Origin of the sequence: Pseudomonas sp. B21-012, assembly GCF_024749305.1 — a bacterium.
Classification (GTDB): domain Bacteria; phylum Pseudomonadota; class Gammaproteobacteria; order Pseudomonadales; family Pseudomonadaceae; genus Aquipseudomonas.
Genome location: NZ_CP087197.1, coordinates 2,698,040 through 2,718,574 on the forward strand (window position 1 = coordinate 2,698,040; position 20,535 = coordinate 2,718,574).

The following is a 20,535-nucleotide window of genomic DNA, read 5'->3' on the forward strand; positions in this document are numbered from 1 at the left end:
TGGCATGAAGCCGTCAGCAAGCTCCCGCACGCTTGTCAGCGGGTGGTAGTTATTACTCTTCGTGGGGTTCGACCTCGATATTGCGGGTCAGGCGCCGTACCAGGGCATCGAGATGCTGCAAAAACTGCTGCTCGAGGTCTTGGCGATACACCTGCAGGTACTGCGGATCTTCAATCATCCCCTCGGCCAGTTCCAGGGTGCGTGCATATTGGCTTTCCAACTCGACGAAATCTGCGCCAAAGCGTTGGCGCAGCAGGGCGGCCCAATCGGCCTGGACAAAAAGTCGCGTGCCCTGGTAGCGCTGCAAAATCGCGTTCAGGCCCGCCTCGGTGCCCGGGTTGAGCTGTTCAATGTGCTCGCGCAACGGCTCCAGCCAGCCACCCGGTTGTTGCTGCAGATAGGGTTCGATCAACTCGCTGGACAGCGGCTCGCCAGCCAGGGGCGTAGGCGCCATGACCAGGGTCGGGTCCTCGCCCAGTTGTTGCAAGAACCAATAGAAAAACGCTTGCTGAATCGGCTCGCGGTTCACCGCTGCGGCGGCATCACCCAGAATCAACGCCGTACTGGTTTGTTCGGCGGCGCTCTGCACCGCCTGCAAACGCACGCGCTCAAGCACCTGGCGCAGCAGCCGTTCGGCCTGTAAGGCTGTGCTCGGCGCCGACAGGGCGAAGGCGCTTTGCGCCTGGGGCTCGAGAACCAGCAGGTTGCGGGCGACCTCAGGCACCATCAATGTCTGATTGGCCGGGGCGTGTTCGAGCCAGCTTAGTACCCGCCACCAGCGCCGCAAGGTGGCGTGGGGGGCGGTCTGGTAGTCCAGGCGGCCATACAACCCGCGCAGGTGGCGCACGAACGGGCGCGGGGCGTGCACCTGCAGGCGCTGCCACAGCGCCCGTTGCTCGGGGGTGGCGGTGAACAGCAGGCCGTCGTAGTTGACATCGGAGACCATCAGGTCGACCTGGTGGGCCGTAAAGTACTGCTCGATGCGCTCCAGGGTCACCGCGTCGAAGGGGTTGTTCTCCAGGCGCAGGGCTCGCGCGATGGGCTCGGGCAGCACGAAACCGACCGGCAGGCGCTGCAGCAGGTTATCGCTGAGGTCGATCAACTGCGCCTGTTGCAAGCCTGGCAGGCCGGGTGGCAGCGCGCTGATTTGCGTGTGCGACAAGTCAAGCATGCGCAGCTGGGTCAGGGCGCTGAGGTCCGGTGGCGTGGCCAGGGGGTTGGCCGACAGCTGCAATTCCTCCAGGTTGGGGTATTGCTGCAAGGCCCGCTGGTCGGCCGGTGTCCAGATCAGTGCGCTGTCGGAGAGGTCCATCACCTGCAATTGCGCACCCAGGCCAGTGGGCACGCTGGCGAGCTGGGTACTGCTCAACGACAGACGCCGCAGGTTGGGAAAGTGCCGGCTGAAGGCGGTGGGCAGTTCATCCAGCGGGTTGTCGTCCAGCGACAGTTCACGCACATGGGCGAACGACGCCTGGATGGCCGGGAAACTGCGCAGGTCGTCGGTGTTGAGCCCGGTTTCGTCCATGTTCAGCTGGAACACCCGCGAGCCATCGGGCAATTGGCGAAAGCGCTCTTGCTGCCAGACGCTGATCAGCTCTTCCCGCAGGGTTTCGCGGGCTTCGTTGCCTTGCGACCAGCGCAACAAGTCGTGCTCAAGGCGGTTGAACTGCGCCTCCAGGCGGCCGATCTGTTCGGCGGCATCGAGATTGACCCCGGCCCAGCTGTCGAGCGCCGCCTGCGCCTGGGCATCGCTCAACGCCGGGTACAGCTGGCGATAACGCGCCACCAGTGAAGCCAGGGCATGCCGGCTCGGCGGGTAGCCGCGACCGCTGCCGCCGCGCAGGCCGCCACCTTCGGCCCAGCCCAAGCGCGGGTAAGCCCATAGCCATTGGCTGAGCTGGTCGCGATGCTGCTGCGTCAGTTGCTGCAGCTTGTGCCTGAGCGCGTTGCTGTCGGGCAGCTCCATGGCCTGGCGCGCCTTCGCCGGCAGCGCATTGAAGACGCTTTCGAACAGATCATCGCTCACCGCTGCCGGCTCGCTGGCCAGCTGGTAGCCATGCTCGCGCTTGAACAACACCCGCCGCTCAGCCGCTGCCCGCGCACCGACCCGCGCGAGCAACGGCCCGTCGGCACTGGCACCGCGCAACTCCAGGGTAAAACCTTCGGGCCAGCCGCGCAGGCGCGCCAGGCAGGTGAGCAGCAGGTGGTCACTCTCAGTGCTTGCCAGCAGCGGCCAATACAGCCCTTCAAGAGCGCGGGCCAGGGGCAGCTCGGCAGCGGTCGGGGCGGGTGAGGGCGGTGTGTACAGCTGCGCAAAGCGCTGCCGGCCCTCGGCGCCCAGACCTGCCCGGCGCGCGGCCTGCAGCCGGGCCAGGGTGTCGGCCAGCAAGGGCGCTGGCGGCTGGTTGCGCACATGGGCCTGGCGCAGTTGCCCGTAGTCAACGCCGCTGATGTGCAGGGCCTGCTCCAGTTCGGCATCGCTCAGGCCCTCGGTCACCGGGCCGAGGCGGCGCAGCAGCTGTTGCCTCGACCAGGTCAATGGCCGCTCATGGATTGAGCGCCAGGCGCCATGGCCATTGTGGCTAAGCTCCGGTTCATAGGCGTTCGGCTCGCTGGGATGGACCAGGCGCCAGCGGCCCAGCGCCGCATCGAAGCGCTGCTGGTGCAACTGGCCGTCGATGCGTACGTAGGTCTTGTTGCCCACCTGGAACTGGCCCAACTCATTGGCCGTGGTTTGCGCGGGCAGCTCGATATCCACGCGGTAGCGGCCAAGGTCCGGCTTCCATAAGCGCAGCCGGCCATCGGGCAGGCGCACTTCGGCCAACTGCGACAGCTGTGCGGCAGCTTTGCCGGCCAGGGCCAGGCCACCGATAAAGGCCACATTCAACGCCACCGACTGCAAGTGGCCGAGGGCGGCATCGACATCGCCGACCTGCCAGTCCTCCACCCCTTCAATCACTTCCTTTGCCAACTGATAGGCCACCACCGCCATCATTACCTCGCCCAGGCCCGGAACAAAAAACGCCGCTACATTCAAGAAATTCAGCGTGGTGTTTTCCCAGAACGCCTTGACCTGCGCATGGCGCGCCGCATCGGCATCGGCAGAGGGCACCGCCAACTGCCGAGCATCGGCCAGGGCCTGCTGCAGGTGCTGCTCGAACAAATTGTGAAAGTGCGGGTTGGCCAGTTTTTGCCCGACCAGGTGCAGGTCTGCGCCGCTGTGCAGCGGCCAGTCCTGCTCGGCGCTGCTGTTGCCGGCATCGAGGTTGCGCTGGAGCACACTGAAAAAATGCGCCTGTTGCTCGTTGGCCACAAAGCGTGCGAAGAACCCGCGAAAGCTTGCCTGGCACAGGTGGGTTTGCAAGTCGGCGATACAGGCGGCGAGCGAGCTGTATTCCTTCAATTCACCCGCCATAGCACCCGGCAACCACAGCACCACCGGTTGTTCATCGCCCAGGCCCTCGGGGTAGAACAGCAGCACCTCGCGCAGGGCCACGGCAAACAGGCTTAGCTGCTGCACCGGCATCAATTGCGCGTTACCGTCCAGCAGCGCCAGCAGGCGGTCTTGGCTTGTGCCACGGATATCCAGGCGCAAGCGTGCCAGCTGCACGGCGGCGCGCACGCGGTCGTGGCTGGCGTTGATCCACAGGTGGGCAACGAAGGGCGCCCGGTACTGCCCGAGCAAGTGAGCCTGGTACTGCACACCGAGGTCCAGGGCGCGGCAGGACGCAGCGAAGGCCTGTGGGGTGATGGCCAGCCGGGCATGGGCGCCGTTGCGCAAGAAACTTGGCGACAGAAAGCCCTGGCCGGCATAGAAATTATGCAGCGCCGCCTGCAACAGGCTGATCGGCGCCTTGGCCACCGCCCTGGGCGGCTGGCGGGGCGAAAACAGCACCTCTTCATAATCCACCAATTGCGCCTTGCGCACCTCAAGTTGCAGGCCGAAGTCCGCCTGCAACTGTGCGGCGAGCAGGGGCTCGGCAAACTGGCTCAGGCTCTGCAGCCCCTGCAACCTGCCCGCCAGCGCCGCTGCCGAAGCGCGGCTGCGGGCCTGGGCGGCGAGCACCGCCTCGCGCAGATCGGGCGCGGCGTTGGCAAACCAGTCGGCCTCGAAACCGGCATGGCCCTGGGGTGGTTGCTGGGTTTGGCGCAAGCGTTGCCAGTGCTCGGCGGGGGTGTGGCGGGTCCAGGTGGGGAGGTTTTGCTGGATCAGGCGTTGGTGTGGTGAGTGTTGGTCGAGCGGGGGCATGGGGATGGTCCTGTGGGGTTGAAGGCCGACAGGAGACGACGGGGGGATTGGGGGAGGGTGGTAGTTATTGCTGACTGCGCTGGCCAGTGAAGGGTCGAGACTTCCAGTGCTGGCTGGCGTCGTCGCCAGAGGTGGCCGTCTGTTTTATGGCAGCTGTGCGTGGGAGTGCTTCGGCTCTGCCGGGTTCTCCGAGTGTTCCGGTCCCAAATACACTCGGAGTTGACCATGAAAAAGTCTGTTCCCGATCCGCCCGCTGGTGCATGCGTTGCTGTATTTGCCTTGTGCCAGTTCGACCATTGCTGAAGCTGTGCAGTACAGCAGCGAGGCGGGGAAGGGCTTGGTGTGGTCGACGCAACTATAGCCTACTCGGGCGAGCAATCAACGACAGCGTTGACGTGGAAAAGTGCCCTGCTTCGCGCCGTCTGACGGGCCCTCTTTACATCTGGTTGCATGATAAAACTATCATTTTTGTCAGTAGCGAAGGGGCGACAGGAAGGGCAATCTATTTTGGCGACATCGATGAAAACTGCTGTATTCCCGAACAGGTTTAGGAGTTAGTCGAATGCCCTTCTTTCAATGGATCGTAATTCCAGACAGCCCCCGCCAACCCGAGCTGCCCAAGCCCACCGACCCGACCGACCCAACCAAACCAACGGACCCAACCAAGCCAACTGAACCGTTGACCCCTGAAGGATGGTTCAAAGACCCCGCGTCCGGGCACATTTACAATGAGTTCTGGTTTGGTAAGTGGTTTATCAACTGTGAGAAGCCACCTTACAAAGGGGGCTGCACCGCACACAGCGATACAGGAACCGGAACCGGAACCGATCCCGAAATTGATCCTGATACCGGAGCGCCTATTGATACCGGCCCGCGCAAGGGAGAGGGTACAGGTATTAAACTAGCGTCTAGCAGCCTGTTGGCTGGACGTTATCGTGATGACCTCGCGGGTGCAACATTAATCATTCCATCTGAATCAATTGATGACGAAGCCGGTACTTTTTTTGGAACCGTAGAAACGGCCAGCCGCGTATATCAAATGACGGGAAACTTTCACTACAAAGATCCAGCCGGTAGCGAGTGTGCAATTGCATTCATCGGGCTGAATCCTGCGCACGGCTATATCGTCGGGGCGATGGCCGGGCGCGACCGACAATTCCAGTCGTTATCAGGGATCGTCGCACTGTCGGATATTGTAGGTGGCCTGATTAGTGTTGGCGGTACCACGGAAAGCCCCTGGGTCAAGGTAAGCTGAGACGGTTCCAGCATCTCAAGCTTAAAGAACAAAGTTCATTGCTTGTTTAATTGCCGGTAGCCCTGGGTCTGGTTAACCAGAGCCAGGCGCGTGGCTGCAAACTAGTTCGTAACTATCAATAAAGTTGTGTCGAATGTGAGGAAGCGGTCATGAGTAATTCTGCACTTTGGCTCCGCGGTACAGTGTTTGATCACAAACAAGTTATTGGCGATGACGGGTTTCACTATGATCTGGTCTATCCATACTTCCTTCATAGTGGAGACTATCTGAAGCGTCTGTTGAGTCATGAGTTTGCCTTGCAGTACCGTAAACATGAAACGCCCGAGCCACTGGAGACATTAAGTTCTCCGGCAGCGATGGTCAGCTTTTTCAATGATACGTTTGCCAGTGACCTCAAGGACTTCGACGCTGCCCAGGCAGCAGAGCCACTGTTCGGCGCCGCGCTCCTCGATTTCTACTTGAAGAACGATATCAACCGAATCCAGCAAACGTACCCGCAGCCGATGGTCAATACCGATGAGATGGCCAGGCGCCTGGCAGTGTTGAAGAAAAACCCGCAGGCCGTGATCAGAGCGTACGACGACCGCTTCGAAAACATGCGTAACAGTACCTTCAACTGTGCGTTTGATGCCCGCGAATCCAGCTTCGGTCACTCGTGCTCCGGATCATCAGTCGCTTTCCGTCCTGTAGAAGCCAACCGGGATATCCAGGCCGATGATGTCTGGCTGTTGCCCGGTGTGTTCTATCGCGGTGCCTACATGCCAGTACTTGAAGGCGTTGAAGTGTGGTTGGCCTCCTTCACCAGTGACATGTCACGGGTCGAGATCGGTACCACCTTTGCGGCCGGCAGCGAGTTCAAGGTGCGTTATCACTTTATCGTCGACACCCGCAGGAATACGGGCAAGACGCTGCACAACTTCCTGCGTGCGTTTGCGACTATCTTCGGCGGCACCGGAGCGGTATTGGGCGTGACGGCCGGCGGCAAAGACATTGCCGATGACGATAGCCTGATCCCGAGCATCCCCGGCACCCAGACCAGTAACTTCAGTTGGGTCCGCGGCACTGTTCATGACCATAAGCAAGTCACTGATATGCAAGGCCAGCGGCATCCCCTGGTCTATCCGGAGTTCACTCGACGCTTCGACTTGTTCTTGCGGGACTACCTGCGCGGTGAGCTTCCCGCCACCTTCAATGAGCCCGTTCCAGCGGATCAGGCAGAACCGCCATTGGGTAATGATGCTGCGTTGGTCGCCTACTTCAATGAGACATTCGCGACCGAATATTCGATTGAAACCTACAAAGATGCCCAGTTCGGTCCTCAGGGACTTATTTCGCGTTTTGACCCACAAAAAGACAGCGAACTGCGGCCTCGTTCTCCCCTGAGCGATACGCTTTTCAATAACCGTCTTGAGAACTTCCGGCGCAAACCACGTAGAGTGCTGGAGGCATTTGATAAGCGCTTCGCCAACCTGGTGGTGGGGCAGCACTACGCTGCATTGAACGCGGCCGATTCGACCCTAGGCTTTGGCAGTGCAGGGGATGCAGTATTCAAGTTGTCCGATCAAGGCGGCCAGCAGCGGGCGGATAGCATCTGGTTGGTACCGGGTCTGGCGGATGAGTACACCGAGCTGCCGGTGCTGGACGGTATCGAAACCTGGTGGGTATTGCTCAGCCCCGACCACCAGCTCGCTCAGGTGGGAGTACAGCCATCACCAATGGAAGTGGGCTGGACTTATCACAAGATCGTGGTGGACACCGAGCGCAATAGCGGCAAAGAAGTGCATCAACTGATTCAGGGGCTGGCAGGTTACCCCGATGTCCAGGTCTACCTGAACGGTGCACCGATGCTGCTTAATGACTGGCCGGTAAGTCGCCCTAATGGTGAGTCGGTGTATGTAGAGCCCGAATGGCGAGAACCAGCTGTATGGATTCGTGGGACCATAGATAATTATAAAGTCGTACACGGTGATGATCGTCAAAACTACCGACTGGCGCATCCCGATTTTCTGGATCGAGCAGATTATCTATTTGAGATGCTTGAAAATGGAAACTTTCCTGAGTTTCCCGGCATGGGCGGCGAGATGTATGGCGACCCCTACATACGCGACGATTTGGCCGTCGCGCAGTTTATCCAGGACCATTATGGATACCCGGTGGAAGACCAATTGCTTCACAAAAAACTGCAAGGGCAAAGTGAGTGGGGCGAATACTTCTGGCAGAATCCTGAAACGCTGGATCGCTTGCAGTCGAAGCTCCCTCGTCACCAGTATGAGCAGTTGTTGCACTTGCTGCAAACCAATCCGGACATGGTGTTCAATGCCTACGATGACCGCTTTGCAAACATGCGGGTTGGCAAGGACTTGGCATCGTTCGATCCGCTGGACTCGACCTTCGGTTACTCCTGTGCAGGAAATGTGATTTTCCGTTTGCAAGATGTGCAGTCCACCTCATCAGGTAACGCCAGGGCAAGTGGAGGTGCGCTGCGTAGTGGCGACGCTACAGCAAAAGATATTTACCTGCTGCCAGGCTTGTACGACGGTAGTAAACATCGGCCCGATAAAGAAGGAATTGAAGTGTGGACCGTCTCCGTCTCTGCGGAGGGAAAAGAGGCTCAAGTGGGGATGACGGCACAGGACCCTGCAACTTTCCCCCTGCAATATACGATCATTGTCGATACAGAAAGAACCACCGCAGCCGAAATTTATCAACTTATCACAAGCAAAGATAAAGCCGTTACGCAGATTAACCTGCATGGTGCGGTGCTGGGTAATACGGCAGATAAAATCCCTGCCGCTGCCGAAGCATTGGCGAATGTTGGCTATAGCGGGGAACGTTATGTCTCGATTGATCCTAGTGCCGGCAAGAGTAACTGGAATATTCCTGTTGCGCGCTTGGTTGGGAATGATGGGCTTGGGCCGATGTTTGATCTTGGGCTTGTTGTTGATGGTGCTAAAGTTAGGGTTCAGTCGTTAGACGTCTATACGTGCGAGCGGGAGCTAATAAATGATGCATTCACGATCAAGCTAAGCAAGAAGCTTCGGCTATCGGACGGTAGGCTGATAGCGGTTGATATACTCGAAGGGCAAAGTTACGAAGGGGAAGACTATACCCTGCATGCCGCTTTTAATAGGCTGGATGTGGTTAGAAAAAATGGAGTGATTGAGGTATATCGCATTGAACTTAGCGATAACTTGAATATTAGTGGCATCGTCAACATGTACTTAGATCACTTGATATCTCCTAGTGGGCGGCAGCTGAAATTTTCTTGGCTCATGTCGTCAAGTGAACTATCGTTCGATTTTAAACTAATTGAATCCATTGCTGATGACGCAGGGGTGTTGGTTAAATTTACACATGCTGATACAAGCTTGAATAAACTATCATTGTTTCCTGGTTCGGGCGAAGAAGTAAATTATGACATTGCCAACGCGTCATCAACTGCACACACGATAACCGCAGCAGGCAAAGGATTACTGGGTGGGCGCAGATACGACATTCGAACCGATGGTAACCAGCTAAAGGAACTGAAAGTTTCCACCACCGTAGCAGGCGCAGCCGCACCGAGCCACGTGCAAACGGAATCTCTGACGTACTTGGGCGATAAAGTTTCAACCTATACCATCGCACCGGGCGGTGGGATCGATGCGCTAACCGAAACCTATAATTATGATACGCCTAATCAGGTCACCATCAGCTGCTCTCAGGGTTGGTTAAATGTCGGAAAAAGAGTATTGACGTTTGAGCACGGCCGCCAAACCAAGGAAACACGGATGGTTGCCGGTGTGAGCATATCCAGCGAACAGAGCATGCAGGTTGATGATAAGCGTCATGTGCTGGTGGTGACCTCCAGGCAGCAAGTGGATGGTGCCACAGTTGAACAAGTGACTTATGAACTCGATCCGCGTGGTAATATAATCAAGCTGATTAAGGGTGAGGAAGTAACCGAGTGGACTTATTTCAATAACTATCGCCAGTATCGGGTAAAAGAGGATAAAGTAACGACCCATGCTAGTGGTTTCTTCAATGCATTGCTCAAGCCGCTAGATTACGCCAACCCGGTTGGCTGGGGGTTCCTCGCGTTTGGCAGTTCAGGGTTGACCTGGGGGACGCGCATTGACTCAGCTGTCGACATGTCTGTCAGTGCGAATAATTATGCAAAAAGTTCATTCAATCTGCCGCTGGATATCAACTATCCGGGCGATGTAAGCAATTGCACTTCGCATGTCGAGTCGGAATATGTCTACCTTATCAAGGAGGGGGGAGAGGTTCCACAACGTGTGACATACTATGGTTACGAGGCGGCGCAGTCGCCTGCTCACGAGGCCCTTGGCAGGCAACATTCGGTCCTGCCAGCGATAAAGCTCACGGTCCTTAAGCCAGATATCGAACGTGTAGACATCTCCGCCCAACAACTTGCTGTTGCCAACTTTGCGGCCAAACCGCTGCTGGATAGCCTGGAAGCACAGAAAAATACGGTCGGGGCAGAGGAAAAGAAAAAGTTGCAGAGAAAAATTGATGAGTTAAAGGATAGCCTTCTAAAGCAAAGTAAAATATACAGCCAGGGCTTTAAATTGAAGAGCATGGCAGAGGGTTCCATGCAGGTCGAGAAGATTGGTTACCACAAAGATACCAAGGATACCTTTCAATGTGGTCGCGTTAGTTCGGTTGTTACTCATTTTCTGGATGGTAAGGGTAATGTTGTTGCGGGCTCTGAAACAGAAACAAAGTTTGAATATAAAATCGAGAATGCAAGTGCGCGTAAGGTCAAGACAACAACGACTGTAAGCGTGGATGGGAAATCATGTGGTACTTCTAGCCAGACCCGTGTCGGGTTCGGAGGTCGTCTGGAAGAAAGCCTCGATAGTCAAGGGATAACGACCACACTGAGTTACGGTGAAGGCGGTGTTTTGACCAAAGAAAAGGTGTCCCGTGGCGAATCGCTTGTTCGCAATACAGACTATGCTGTAACCGTCGTAGACGGGGGGTACCAATATGAACGCAGCACTGAACATGGAAAAAAGCGTACGGTCACCGATAAACTTGGTCGGGAAACACACACTTGGATATGCCTTAAGGGAAATGATTGGCTAGAAGCCACCTATACCCAATACGATAGTCGAGGGAGGGTTGTCGCTGTTAGTACCTATGACTACGATGGTTCGGGTGCAAAGCAGAGCACTCACATTACTAGCTGGGCGTATGCGGGAGACGGTAAGACCTGTACTGTTACAATAGAGCTAAAAAACGCTGCAGAGGAGGTGATCGATACAAAGGTCCAAGTTGTTGAGGTTTCAGCAAAATCAAAAAAAGTTACTATGGGGAAGTTTTTTGCGGAGATGCAATATAATTTTACTCAGCACTCGCTGGTCGAGACTTTTGGTGCAGTGGCAGGCAAAGAATATCTTAAGCAAGTAAGCAATTATTCGGAAAGCGGCCAGTTGAAGGAAGCCAAGCGGTATAAGGTCGTAACGGCGGATGGAGTAGCTAGCGAGTTCGACAGTATAAAGTTTAGCTATAATGATGCAGGGGAGATTGATTTCGTTACCCCTAAAGATCGTAAGACAACCACGTATGCATATGACCTGTTTGGTCGGCAAACCGCGGAAACTCTAGATGGTGTAACATTAGTTAACAATTATTCCAACGCAAGCCTAACCAGTGTAGCGATTTCCTCCAGCGTGAAAGCCGACAGTACTGAGACTTCCCTTGGCAAGCAGACCATAGATGTGCTAGGTCGTGTCGCTACTCGAACTGTTAGCGGTGCGGTCACTACATTCAGTTATGACGGCGCTAGCGGATGGGCCAAAGAAAGTAGCGCTGGTGCTCCTCCAGCGGTGGATGGATGCTCCAGTAACTACGATAGTAAAACGTTAACCTATACTGAGAGTTTCCCGCAGCTCGTGAAGGCCGGTGAGTCCGTAAGTCGTGTTTCGAAGACAGAATTTAGTCTTTGTGGGAAGATTCTTAAATTTACTGATGTGGTGGGGAATGTCACAGCTTACCAGTATGACGCCCTCGGTCGTCGAACAGGATCGACAAGTAGCGCATGTATCACTACGCTAACCTATGCAGATAATGGCCAACTAACAACGGAAGTTATCCAGGATGTGGCAAGCGGTAAAGCTATGATTGTGGATTACACCTATGATGTAAGTGGTAATGAGACTTCGCGTAAATTTAGTTGCGATGGGTTGGCTGCGCACACACTTGTGCGCACGTACTTTGGAGACGGGCGCTTGAAGTCGAGTGCGCTCCAGATAGATGATGATGCCGGCTACACTGATAATTATACATACGACGGGAAGAATAGAGTTGGGTACTGGGGGCGGACTGGCGGGAAATTTCCTTTAAATGAAAACGGTAAGAAAGTAGTTACCCAAACGTTCAGCTATGATGCTCTCGGTAACTCAACGTCTCAAGTAAGTACTCATGCCCCTGAGAACACGCACTCGACGTTCAGTTACGCCAGTAAGCAACCGGGAGCACTGACTGAGTACAGCGGTCAGTCTCTAACGGTTGATACATTGGGGCGGACTACCAATTCCATGGGGCGACATATAACTTATCATGAAAATGGTCAGGTTAATACTTATGGTGTTACTTTTGCTGACGATCCCACTCCTTATACATTTAATTATGATGATCGGGGCCGCTATCGCGGTACTACCCTTGGTTCTCGCACCGAAACATATCACTATCGTGGAGATAAGATATACGCGCTGCATCAAATAAATACCAAGGGTAGCCGCTACTATGGTAAATACGAGCGCAGCATTACTTTGCTCAATGAAAGTGGCGGTTGTTTTTTACAGCAGGTTATTAGTCGTGCCGAAGAGAAAAGCGAAAGCTTGAAAGCGACGACTTTCGAGTTGCGTGATGCGGCAGGTAGTGTGTTTGCAAGTTTCAATGCGGCAGATGACGTCGTTAACTATTTTCATTATCTGCCCTATGGTTATCGGCCTGTAGATCCCAAGTCAACAACTTGGCTTGGCTTCAAAGGAGAACCGTTGCATGAATTAGGAATTTATTATCTAGGCAACGGCTATCGGGTGTATCACCCAATACTTCAGCATTTCCAGAGCCCTGACAGTTGGAGTCCATTCGGTGCCGGAGGCGCAGCTACCTATGTATACTGTGGTGGCGACCCAGTGAACTATCATGATCCTAGTGGCCATGTGGCAGTTGCGCAGTACAGTCGCATGGAGAGTCAACCTTTCATGTATACTAAGGAATTTCGCATTGCTACTGCAGTCTTGGGGGTACTGACGGCTCCTTTTTCGGGGGGGGGGGCTTCAATGGCATTGGCAGTAGCTGCGACCGGCCTCGCGATTGTTGCGGCGGGGTTCGAGATTGCTTCGGCCCTGTTGGAAGAAAGTGACCCTGGTTTGTCATCGACGTTGGCTTATGTTGGATTAGGGTTTGGGATGGCTAGTGCTGTGTCAGGAGTAACGGCAGCAAAGCTTGCGACCACACGAGGGGCTAGAACTGCAGCAATACACAGTGCTGTTCGTAATGAAACTGGAGCAGAGCGGGCAGTTTATTTCGGCAACCTCCATAAGAACACCCTCGTAACAGTTGTTCCGAAGCCCAAGCAGTTTCTTCGATGGTATCAAGAGTCAATAATCGATCCAAGGTACGGTGATCGGCACTTTTGGGGTGCTAATACTACAATCAATGGTGGTGATTTGCAGGACCCGGTGCAACAGATAATACGTCGTGGATCGCACAGCGATGTCCATTTTTACTCTGGGGCCCATGGAGAGCGATCAGGTAATAATTGGGTGGACAAACCATTAGGGGGGAGGCCGTCGGCGATTAGAAACTCTAAATTGGATGAAGCTGCTTTTTTCAAGGAGGACTTGAGAAAACTATCAATGAATAATCCATTTCCAAACAAGAGGGCGATCGCCATTCATGAATTGAACAGTCAAACTCCTTTGGCTGTATTGGACGCCTGGGAAAGGCAGCCAGGGCATCATATTATGGCTTTCTGCTACGGTCGTAATGACGAGCGCTTTTTGAGTGTCTATAATCTGTTGCCAGTGCCAAGTTATGCCCCTTAGATTAATTGCAAGCTGTAGTTAATTGTTCTTTTTTGGGGCTTCGAGAGAAGCCCTGTTTTATTTTCTGGATTTTATTGCGTTACGGTTCCTTGACTTATTTCACTCAAGATCCCATACCCCACCCTAGGCACCCCCCCCAACCGCAAGTCCACCAACGCCTTCAACGACTCCCCACTTCCCAAATACGCATCGCCAAAATCATGCCCCCCCAACGCACTCGGGTGCGCCACCACCTCCAGCAACCCATCCGCCGGCGCCAACCCCGCGCGTAAATCCGCCGGCGTACACACATAATCCGCCGTCGCCCCCGCTAACTGCTTCAAGCGCCTATTTAGCAACGTCTTGAACACCCGCTTCAGCGGCCCGATGTTATGCCCAAGATTACGCGCCAACCTCACCGCTACGCCTTCGCGCGCCGCAAAGCGGGCGACGATTACGCCAATGGGCCAGATGTTGTGCACATGCTGGTGCGAGTCCAGGTGGCTGGGCATCAGGCCCTGGTTCAGGCAGTGTTGCCACTGCGCCTGCAGTTCCTGCTCGACTGCCTCGCGCTCGGCGCGGCTCAGGCGCAGGGTGCGTTGTTTCAGGCGCAGGTCGAATTCGCCGTTGGGCGCGCAGAAGCGTGGCTGCTGGCGAATGGCTTGGCTCAGCGGCCGGCCGTAGGTGAGGTTGAAGTGCAGGCCGATACGCCCGCGCAAGGCCGGCAGTTGCGCCAGGCTGCAGGCGGCGCTGAAGGCCGGCATATTGGCCATGGCCGTGGCCGAGCTGATCAGCCCGGCCTGGAAGGCGTGCAGGATGACCGCGTTGGTGTGGGCGCTGAGGCCGAAGTCGTCAGCGTTGACTATGACCTGTGAGGGCATCCGGGTTCTCCTGTGGCGAGTCGGGCTCGGCGGCTGTGGCCGAGGTTTTTTGGCGCAGGCGTTGCAACTGTGGCTTGAAGCGTTGCCACAGGCGCAAGGCCAGGCCCAGGGCCAGGCCGCTGGGGCGCCAGCTGTAGAAGCTTTGCCGCTGGTGTTCAACGGCGCCGCTCATGCGTTCGTGCAGTTGGTGGCTGGAGTTGTGCAGGCTCACCCGCGAGGCGTCGACCCACTCCCAGCCGTCGTCCAGGCCCCAGTGAATCCATTCTTCGAGCAGCACCCGGCCGCTGCCAAGCTCGGCATAGGCGGGCACGAAGGCCAGGTTGTAGTCGTACACCCGGCCGCGCTCGAACACCCCCAGGCGGTAGCTGATGCAGCGGCCATCGAGCTCCAGCAGTACCATGCGCACCAGGCCCTGGGCCGCCAGGGCGGTGAAAGCCTGGTACATCCATTGGCGGCGCAGGCGGCCAGAGAAGATGCCGACCTCGTCGTCGCCTTTCCAGCTGAGCTCTTCGACGGCGCTGATGGCATCGAGCAGTGGCGTGATGGTGTTTGCATCCGGAGTAACCCGGCGTACCTGGGCGCCGCAGGCGGCAATGCGCTTACGCGCGCGGCGCAGTTTGTAGCGCGGGTCGCCGCTGATTTCCTGACGGTCTTCGGGCACGATGCGGTGCACCGGCACCCGGCAGTTCAGGCGCTGCTCATGGGTAGAGCTGCGCCTTGCCCAGCGGCTGAGCAGGCTGTGGGTTGCCGCGTCGTCGGGCACTTCGTCCAGTTGCAGCAGGGCATGGGGCAGTTGCTTGCGGATCGCCCGTAACACCTGCGCGGCCGCTTTGGCCGGCAGGTCGCAGAGCAGGGCGATGCGGTCACTGAGCGGGTAGCCCAGGTGGCGCACCACCTGCGCGGTCAATGGGCCAAAGCGCTCAGTGCCGCGTACCAGCGGCAGGCACAGGCACAACCGGCCCTGGTCGCGGCCCACCAGCACCTGCAGTTGTTGCCCGGCCGTCAGGGCCGCTTCGGCCGCCAGCAGCCAGCCCAGGTGGTTGAACGGCGTGCTGTCGGCCAGTTGCTGACGCAGTTGCTCGTAGTCGGCGGCGGGGAAGTCCGCCGCCGCCAGCGACGGATACCACTGCAGTTCAAGGCTCATGGGTTCAGGTCACCGTGGCCGGGGCGGGGCTTGCTTCAGGTTTGCGCAGGGGCTCCAGGCGCGATTCGCTGTAGCGGGTTTCGCGGTAGAACTTCCAGCGGCCGAACAGGCAGTACACATTCATAACCCGTCCTTGTTCCTTATAGCCCATGCGCAGGTGCAGCTTGAGCGCCGGGATGTTGTGGCTTTCGCACACGTCCACCACGGTGTCGCAGCCCTGGGCGGCCATGGCTTTCCACAGCTCCAGCTGCAGGTCGACCGAAAGCTCGGTGCCCCAGTACTTGCGCGCCAGCTCGCCGCCAAATTCAAAGAACTGCCCGGGCTCGACCGGGAACCAGCAGCCGTAGAAGTGGCGGTCGTGGTAGTGGCGCAGGCTGCCCCAGATGAACGCCACCACGTCACCGGCGTCATCGAGGAACATCAGCCCGGTGTGGCCCTCGGCGGCCAGCTCGCGCATGGTCTCGATGCGGTCGCCAAAGTGTTTGGCGAAGGCCCGTACGTTGTGCACGGTGATCGGCTCGACCCGCAGCGGCGGGTAGGGTTTGAGTTTGTGCGGCGGCACGGGGCTGACCAGGTCGCGCTCCATCCACAGCAATTCCCAATGGTAGAACAGGTAGCGCTTGACCCCAGCGTTGATGGTATTACGCAGTCCTTTGCGCTGGATGCGATCCTGGATCTTGCTCAAAGCACTCATGGTGCCTCCTGTTTCTGGCAGGTGAGGTGCGCGCTCATGACGCGCTCCAGGTCAGGGCGAACAAGGTTTGCCCTGGCAATTGAAAATGGATACGGCCTTGCTCGCAGACAAACTGCGCGCGGCGTGTGCTGTTGTCGGGGCCGAAAAAGCTCAGGGCGCCTGCGGCGCAGCGTTGTTCGGTGGCCAGGGTCACCTGTTGCAGGCGCTCGCCCTTGTTCACCCCCAACAGGCTGCGCTGCTTGCCACGGGCCATGGCCAGGGCGTCGACTTCGAAGGCGTCGTTGTCCAGCGCCAGCACCTGGTCGAGCCAGTGCTGCTGGATGAACTGCTGGGCCAGGCCCACGGGCTTTAGTTCAAAACGGTTTTCGCCCAGCACCCGGACCATGCCCTTGGGCCATTCGGGCTCGTCGGCGACGTGGAACCAGTTGAGCATGTCGAGCAGGCCGTCCTGGGAGGCGTTGATCACCACCGAGGCCCACCACAGGGCGGTGAAGTGGGTTTCCTGGTCGTAGGGGCTCAGGCTCGAGCCGCTGGAGAGGTTGGTCTGGTCCAGCAGCAGCGCCTTGTTCGGCCGGCCCCGGGCATCGAGGCCGACCAGCCTGGCCGCCTGGCGCACCGAGTCGCGGTAGCTGCGGGTGGCCAGCAGGTCGCGGACCATCCATTCGTGCCAGGCCAGGGCGTCGATCTGCGCACCGTGCTCCTTGAGCAGGCGCTGTGCCCAGTCAAGGCCGATGCGCTTTTCGCTGTCGCTGTGCAGCGGGCCGTTGACCAGTCGCGAGCTTGCCGGCATGGCGATGCGCACCCCGGCTTCGCGGGCGCCGGGGCTGCGTTGTACGCGCTCGGCCATGGCCTGGAAGTAGCGGCTGAAGGTGGGGTAGTCGCTGTAGTTGAGGTTCGGTTCGTCGGCGAAGGCCAGGTAGTGCAGGCTGTTGCCGCCCAGCGTGCGGGTGGTGTTCAGCCAGTCGTCGAGGCCGTCGTTGCGGATGCGGTCGGCGGCCAGTACCGATTCGCGGCCGGTGCCGGCCAGCAGGGTGATGTCCTGTTTGATGTTGTAGCGTTGCTGGTAAAAGCTGCGAAAGGCAGTTTCATAGCCGGGCTTGCGTGCCAGCAGGTCGGCGAAGCTGTAGTAGCCGGCTGCTTGCGGTTGCAGGGTATCGAGCACGGCGTAGCTCGATGGCGGCGGCAGCACATAGGGCAGGTTGACGCCCAGGTCCGGGGTGCGGCCCAGTACGGTGTGGCCAAGGCTGAGCGCGACCTTGCCGTCGCTGTTGTGTAGCGGGCGTAGTTGCCCGGGCTGTTGGGCGAACAGGTTGGCGCTGCCGTCGAGCCAGAACGCCACCTTGCCACGGCCTTGCAGTTGCAGGCGGAAGGTCTGCTCTTTGCTCGACTGCGGCAGCGCCAGGCGATCGAACTGCCAATAGGCGGGGTAGGGCTTGAGCGCCAGGCTCAGTTGCTGGCTGTCGCCCAGGCGCTGCACCTGCAGGCTGCGTACGCCGCCATGATATTTGCCGGCCAGGGTGGCTTTCTCGCCCGCGGGCACTTTGAAGTACAGCTCGACATTGGGCCCGACTTCGGCGCTGAAGTGCACCTTGGCCGGGGCGAACAGCGCCCGGGTACTGTCGGCATGCTCGATGCGGTAACGGCGAAAGCTGTAGCCGGGGATTTCCACCTGGTAGTCGCTGGCGCTCGCCGCCAGCGGCCATTGCACCCGGCCTCGGCTTTCATTGGCCTCGATCGCGCGCTCGGCCTGCAAGTGGCCCTGGCCGTCGAGCAAAAAGATACGCTCGGGGTTGGCTTCGGCCTGCCAGGCCGGTTGCCAGCTGACCGTGACGGTGTCGGCCTTGCTCACTTGCAGGTACAGGCTGCCATCGCGCAAGTCGCCCCATTGCAGGGGCGCAGCCTGTAGCGTGGCGCTCACCAGCACGCCGCTCACCACCAGGGCCAGGGCTTTCATGCCGGCCGCCGTTGCAGCATCTGCCGAAGCGGCGCGAGGTCGCTGGGCAGTACCAGCAGGGTTTGCCAGAACGGCACGCCGCTGAGCTTGCAGTACACCAGCAGCATCGCCAGGGTCACCGCCAGGTAGGCGATGGATGAGGCCGCCGCAGCGCCGACGATGCCATAGGTGGGGATCAACAGCACGTTGAGCAGCAGGTTCAGCGCCGCGCCCAGGCCCATCATCAGCGATACCGTGCCGGGGCGGTTCTTGCCCAGCAGGTCGAGGCGCAGGATGCTCGCATAGCACAGGCCGAACAGCCCCGGCAGCAAAGCCAGCAGCGCCGGATAGGCCGGTTGGTACTCGGCGCCGAACAGGGTGACGATCAGCCACTCGCCAATCAGCGCCATGCTCAGGCAGGCGCCGAGCATCACCGTGGCGGTCAGACGCAGGGCCAGCGGGGTGAGCTTGTCCATGCCGGCGTCCTGCTGCAGCAGGCGTTTCATCAGCGGTGTGGTCACCGCCTCAGGGACGATCAGCAGCAGTTCGGCGGCGGCGCTGGCCATGGCGTAATGGCCCAGCGCGGCGCTGCCGAGCATGGCGCTGATGAACAGGTAGTCGGAGCGCAGAATCACCTGCTGGAACAATAAGTCCGGGTGGCTCTTGGCGCTATAGGAGAGCAGCTCGCGCTGGCCGCTGCGGTCCCAGCACAGGCGGATCGAGTGCTGCCGGCCGAGCCAGTACAAACCGAGCATGACCACCAGGCTCAGGCCCAGCAGCCAGCTGATCAGCGCCGCTTCCAGGGCCGCGTGCTGCCACATCCAGAACAGGCCGACAAACAGCAGCAGCGGCACCAGCGACTCGGTCAGGCGCAGGGCGTTGAAGGCGCCGACGCCGCCGGTGGCGTTGTGCAGGGTCAGCAGGCCGCTTTTAAGCACCGTCAACGGCACCGCCAGCAGCAACAGCCAGGCCAGCAGGCCCAGCTGGGTGGTCACTTCCAGTTCTGTGCCGAACTCCCGGGCCAGGGCCACGCAGACCAGGGTCAAGGCGCCGGCCACCAGGCAGCCGTAGATCAGCACCTGGCTGAGCAGCAGGCCCATGTTGCGCTGCTTGGCCGCCTGGTAACCGACGGCGGTGTTGAGCCCGCCGCTGGTGGCGGCGCTGATCAGGTCGGGCAGGGTGCTGAGCAGGGCGAACAGGCCGCGCTCGCTGGGGCCAAGAATGCGCGCCAGCAGCACGTTGCGCATCAGCCGCAGGGCGATCATCGCCAGGCGCGTGCCCATGCTCAGCAGCAGGTGGCGCACGTAGTGGCTGCGGCTCATGGGCGGCCTCCGCGGCTGATGCGCCAGGCCAACAGCGAAGGGCGGCTGGCGCTGCGCTGGCTGACACTGATGCGCGGCAGGGCCAGGGGGTCGTCATGGCCCTGGCAGATCCCGGCGCGGGTGCTCAGGGCAAAGGGGTAGCGGTGCGCGGCCAGGCGCTCGCGCACCCGCGCGTCGTGGTCGCCGTTGGGATAGCAGTACACCGGCAGCGGCTGTTTACAGCCTTGTTGCAGGGCGTAGTGGCTGCGGCTCAGTTCTTCTTCCAGGCGCTGGTCGTCCAGGCCCGGCAGCAGCGCGTGGCTGGCGCCGTGGGGGCCGAAGCTGATCAACCCGGAGTTTTCCAGGTGGCGTACCTGGTTCCAGTCCAGGGCCTGGGGCAGGGATTCAGCCGGGCAGGCGTCGGTGAGGTGATGCAGGGCCATCGGGCTGAGGCTTTTCAGGCTTTGCAGGTATTTGCCCAGGGCCTGGCTGCGCGCGTGCGGGCGCTCGTTCATGAAGTAGGCGGCCGGCAGCGGCCGGCCGATCTTGCGCAGTTGCTCGATCAGCGCCCGGCGGGAGATTTCGCCGTGGGTGCCCCACAGGGTTTCGCCGAGGCTTTCCCACCAGAAGCGCTGGCGGCTGCCGATGTAGTCGGTGGACAAAAAGATGCTCGCCGGCACCTGGTATTGCTGCAGCAGCGGGAAGGCATTGAGGGCGTTGTCGCGCCAGCCGTCGTCGAAGGTCAGGGCCACTTTCGGCCGGTTGCCGCTGCGCGGGTGTTCGTGGGCCTTGAGCAGGTCCATCAAGTGTACGCAGTCAAAGTGGCGTTGCAACCAGCGCAGCAGGCGTTCGAAGGCCTGGGGGCCGACGCACAGTTCATTGCGGTGCGGCAGGGCGGCACTGTCGTCGTCGGCCAGCACCCGGTGCAGCATGAGGATCACCCCGGCGCCGCGCAACTGGCTGCGGCCCTTGGGGGAGTTGAGGTACAGCCAACCGCTGGCACGCTTGATACTGGTTTTTATCGGCATGTCAGGTG

General features: G+C 59.0%; 9 protein-coding genes. 2 read left to right on the forward strand and 7 right to left on the reverse strand.

Going from position 1 to position 20,535, the window contains the following annotated elements:
* Positions 1–52 precede the first annotated feature (52 nt).
* On the reverse strand, positions 53–4,249 hold the full coding sequence (locus LOY37_RS12325) for a leucine-rich repeat domain-containing protein (RefSeq protein WP_258717026.1): 4,197 nt from the start codon (positions 4,247–4,249) through the stop codon (positions 53–55).
* A gap of 562 nt (positions 4,250–4,811) precedes the next feature.
* On the opposite strand from LOY37_RS12325, the gene LOY37_RS12330 reads away from it, so the two are divergent.
* Together LOY37_RS12330 and LOY37_RS12335 are read left to right on the forward strand one after the other, a co-directional pair.
* Positions 4,812–5,504, forward strand: coding sequence for a hypothetical protein (locus tag LOY37_RS12330; protein ID WP_258717027.1), 693 nt, complete (start codon positions 4,812–4,814; stop codon positions 5,502–5,504).
* 149 nt (positions 5,505–5,653) lie between these two features.
* Complete coding sequence (locus LOY37_RS12335; protein ID WP_258717028.1) at positions 5,654–13,567, forward strand: RHS repeat-associated core domain-containing protein; 7,914 nt, start codon at positions 5,654–5,656, stop codon at positions 13,565–13,567.
* Positions 13,568–13,638: 71 nt separating this feature from the next.
* Here the strand turns inward: LOY37_RS12335 and LOY37_RS12340 are convergent, their stop codons facing one another.
* The 6 genes from LOY37_RS12340 to LOY37_RS12365 are packed head-to-tail and all read right to left on the reverse strand — an operon-like array spanning position 13,639 to position 20,527.
* On the reverse strand, positions 13,639–14,427 hold the full coding sequence (locus LOY37_RS12340) for a carbohydrate deacetylase (protein WP_258717029.1): 789 nt from the start codon (positions 14,425–14,427) through the stop codon (positions 13,639–13,641).
* Complete coding sequence (locus LOY37_RS12345; protein ID WP_258717030.1) at positions 14,399–15,571, reverse strand: GNAT family N-acetyltransferase; 1,173 nt, start codon at positions 15,569–15,571, stop codon at positions 14,399–14,401. Before LOY37_RS12345 ends, LOY37_RS12340 begins: the two co-directional genes overlap by 29 nt.
* A gap of 4 nt (positions 15,572–15,575) precedes the next feature.
* On the reverse strand, positions 15,576–16,265 hold the full coding sequence (locus LOY37_RS12350) for an N-acetyltransferase (protein WP_258610551.1): 690 nt from the start codon (positions 16,263–16,265) through the stop codon (positions 15,576–15,578).
* 34 nt (positions 16,266–16,299) lie between these two features.
* Positions 16,300–18,219 (reverse strand): hypothetical protein, encoded by a 1,920-nt coding sequence (locus LOY37_RS12355; RefSeq protein ID WP_258717031.1) that lies wholly within the window; start codon positions 18,217–18,219, stop codon positions 16,300–16,302.
* Entirely contained in the window at positions 18,216–19,520 is a 1,305-nt protein-coding gene (locus LOY37_RS12360; RefSeq protein ID WP_258717032.1) for an oligosaccharide flippase family protein, read from the reverse strand. The genes LOY37_RS12355 and LOY37_RS12360 overlap by 4 nt, the downstream gene beginning before the upstream one ends.
* Positions 19,517–20,527, reverse strand: a complete 1,011-nt coding sequence (locus LOY37_RS12365) for a polysaccharide deacetylase family protein (RefSeq protein ID WP_093383300.1) — start codon at positions 20,525–20,527, stop codon at positions 19,517–19,519. The genes LOY37_RS12360 and LOY37_RS12365 overlap by 4 nt, the downstream gene beginning before the upstream one ends.
* Positions 20,528–20,535 lie beyond the last annotated feature (8 nt).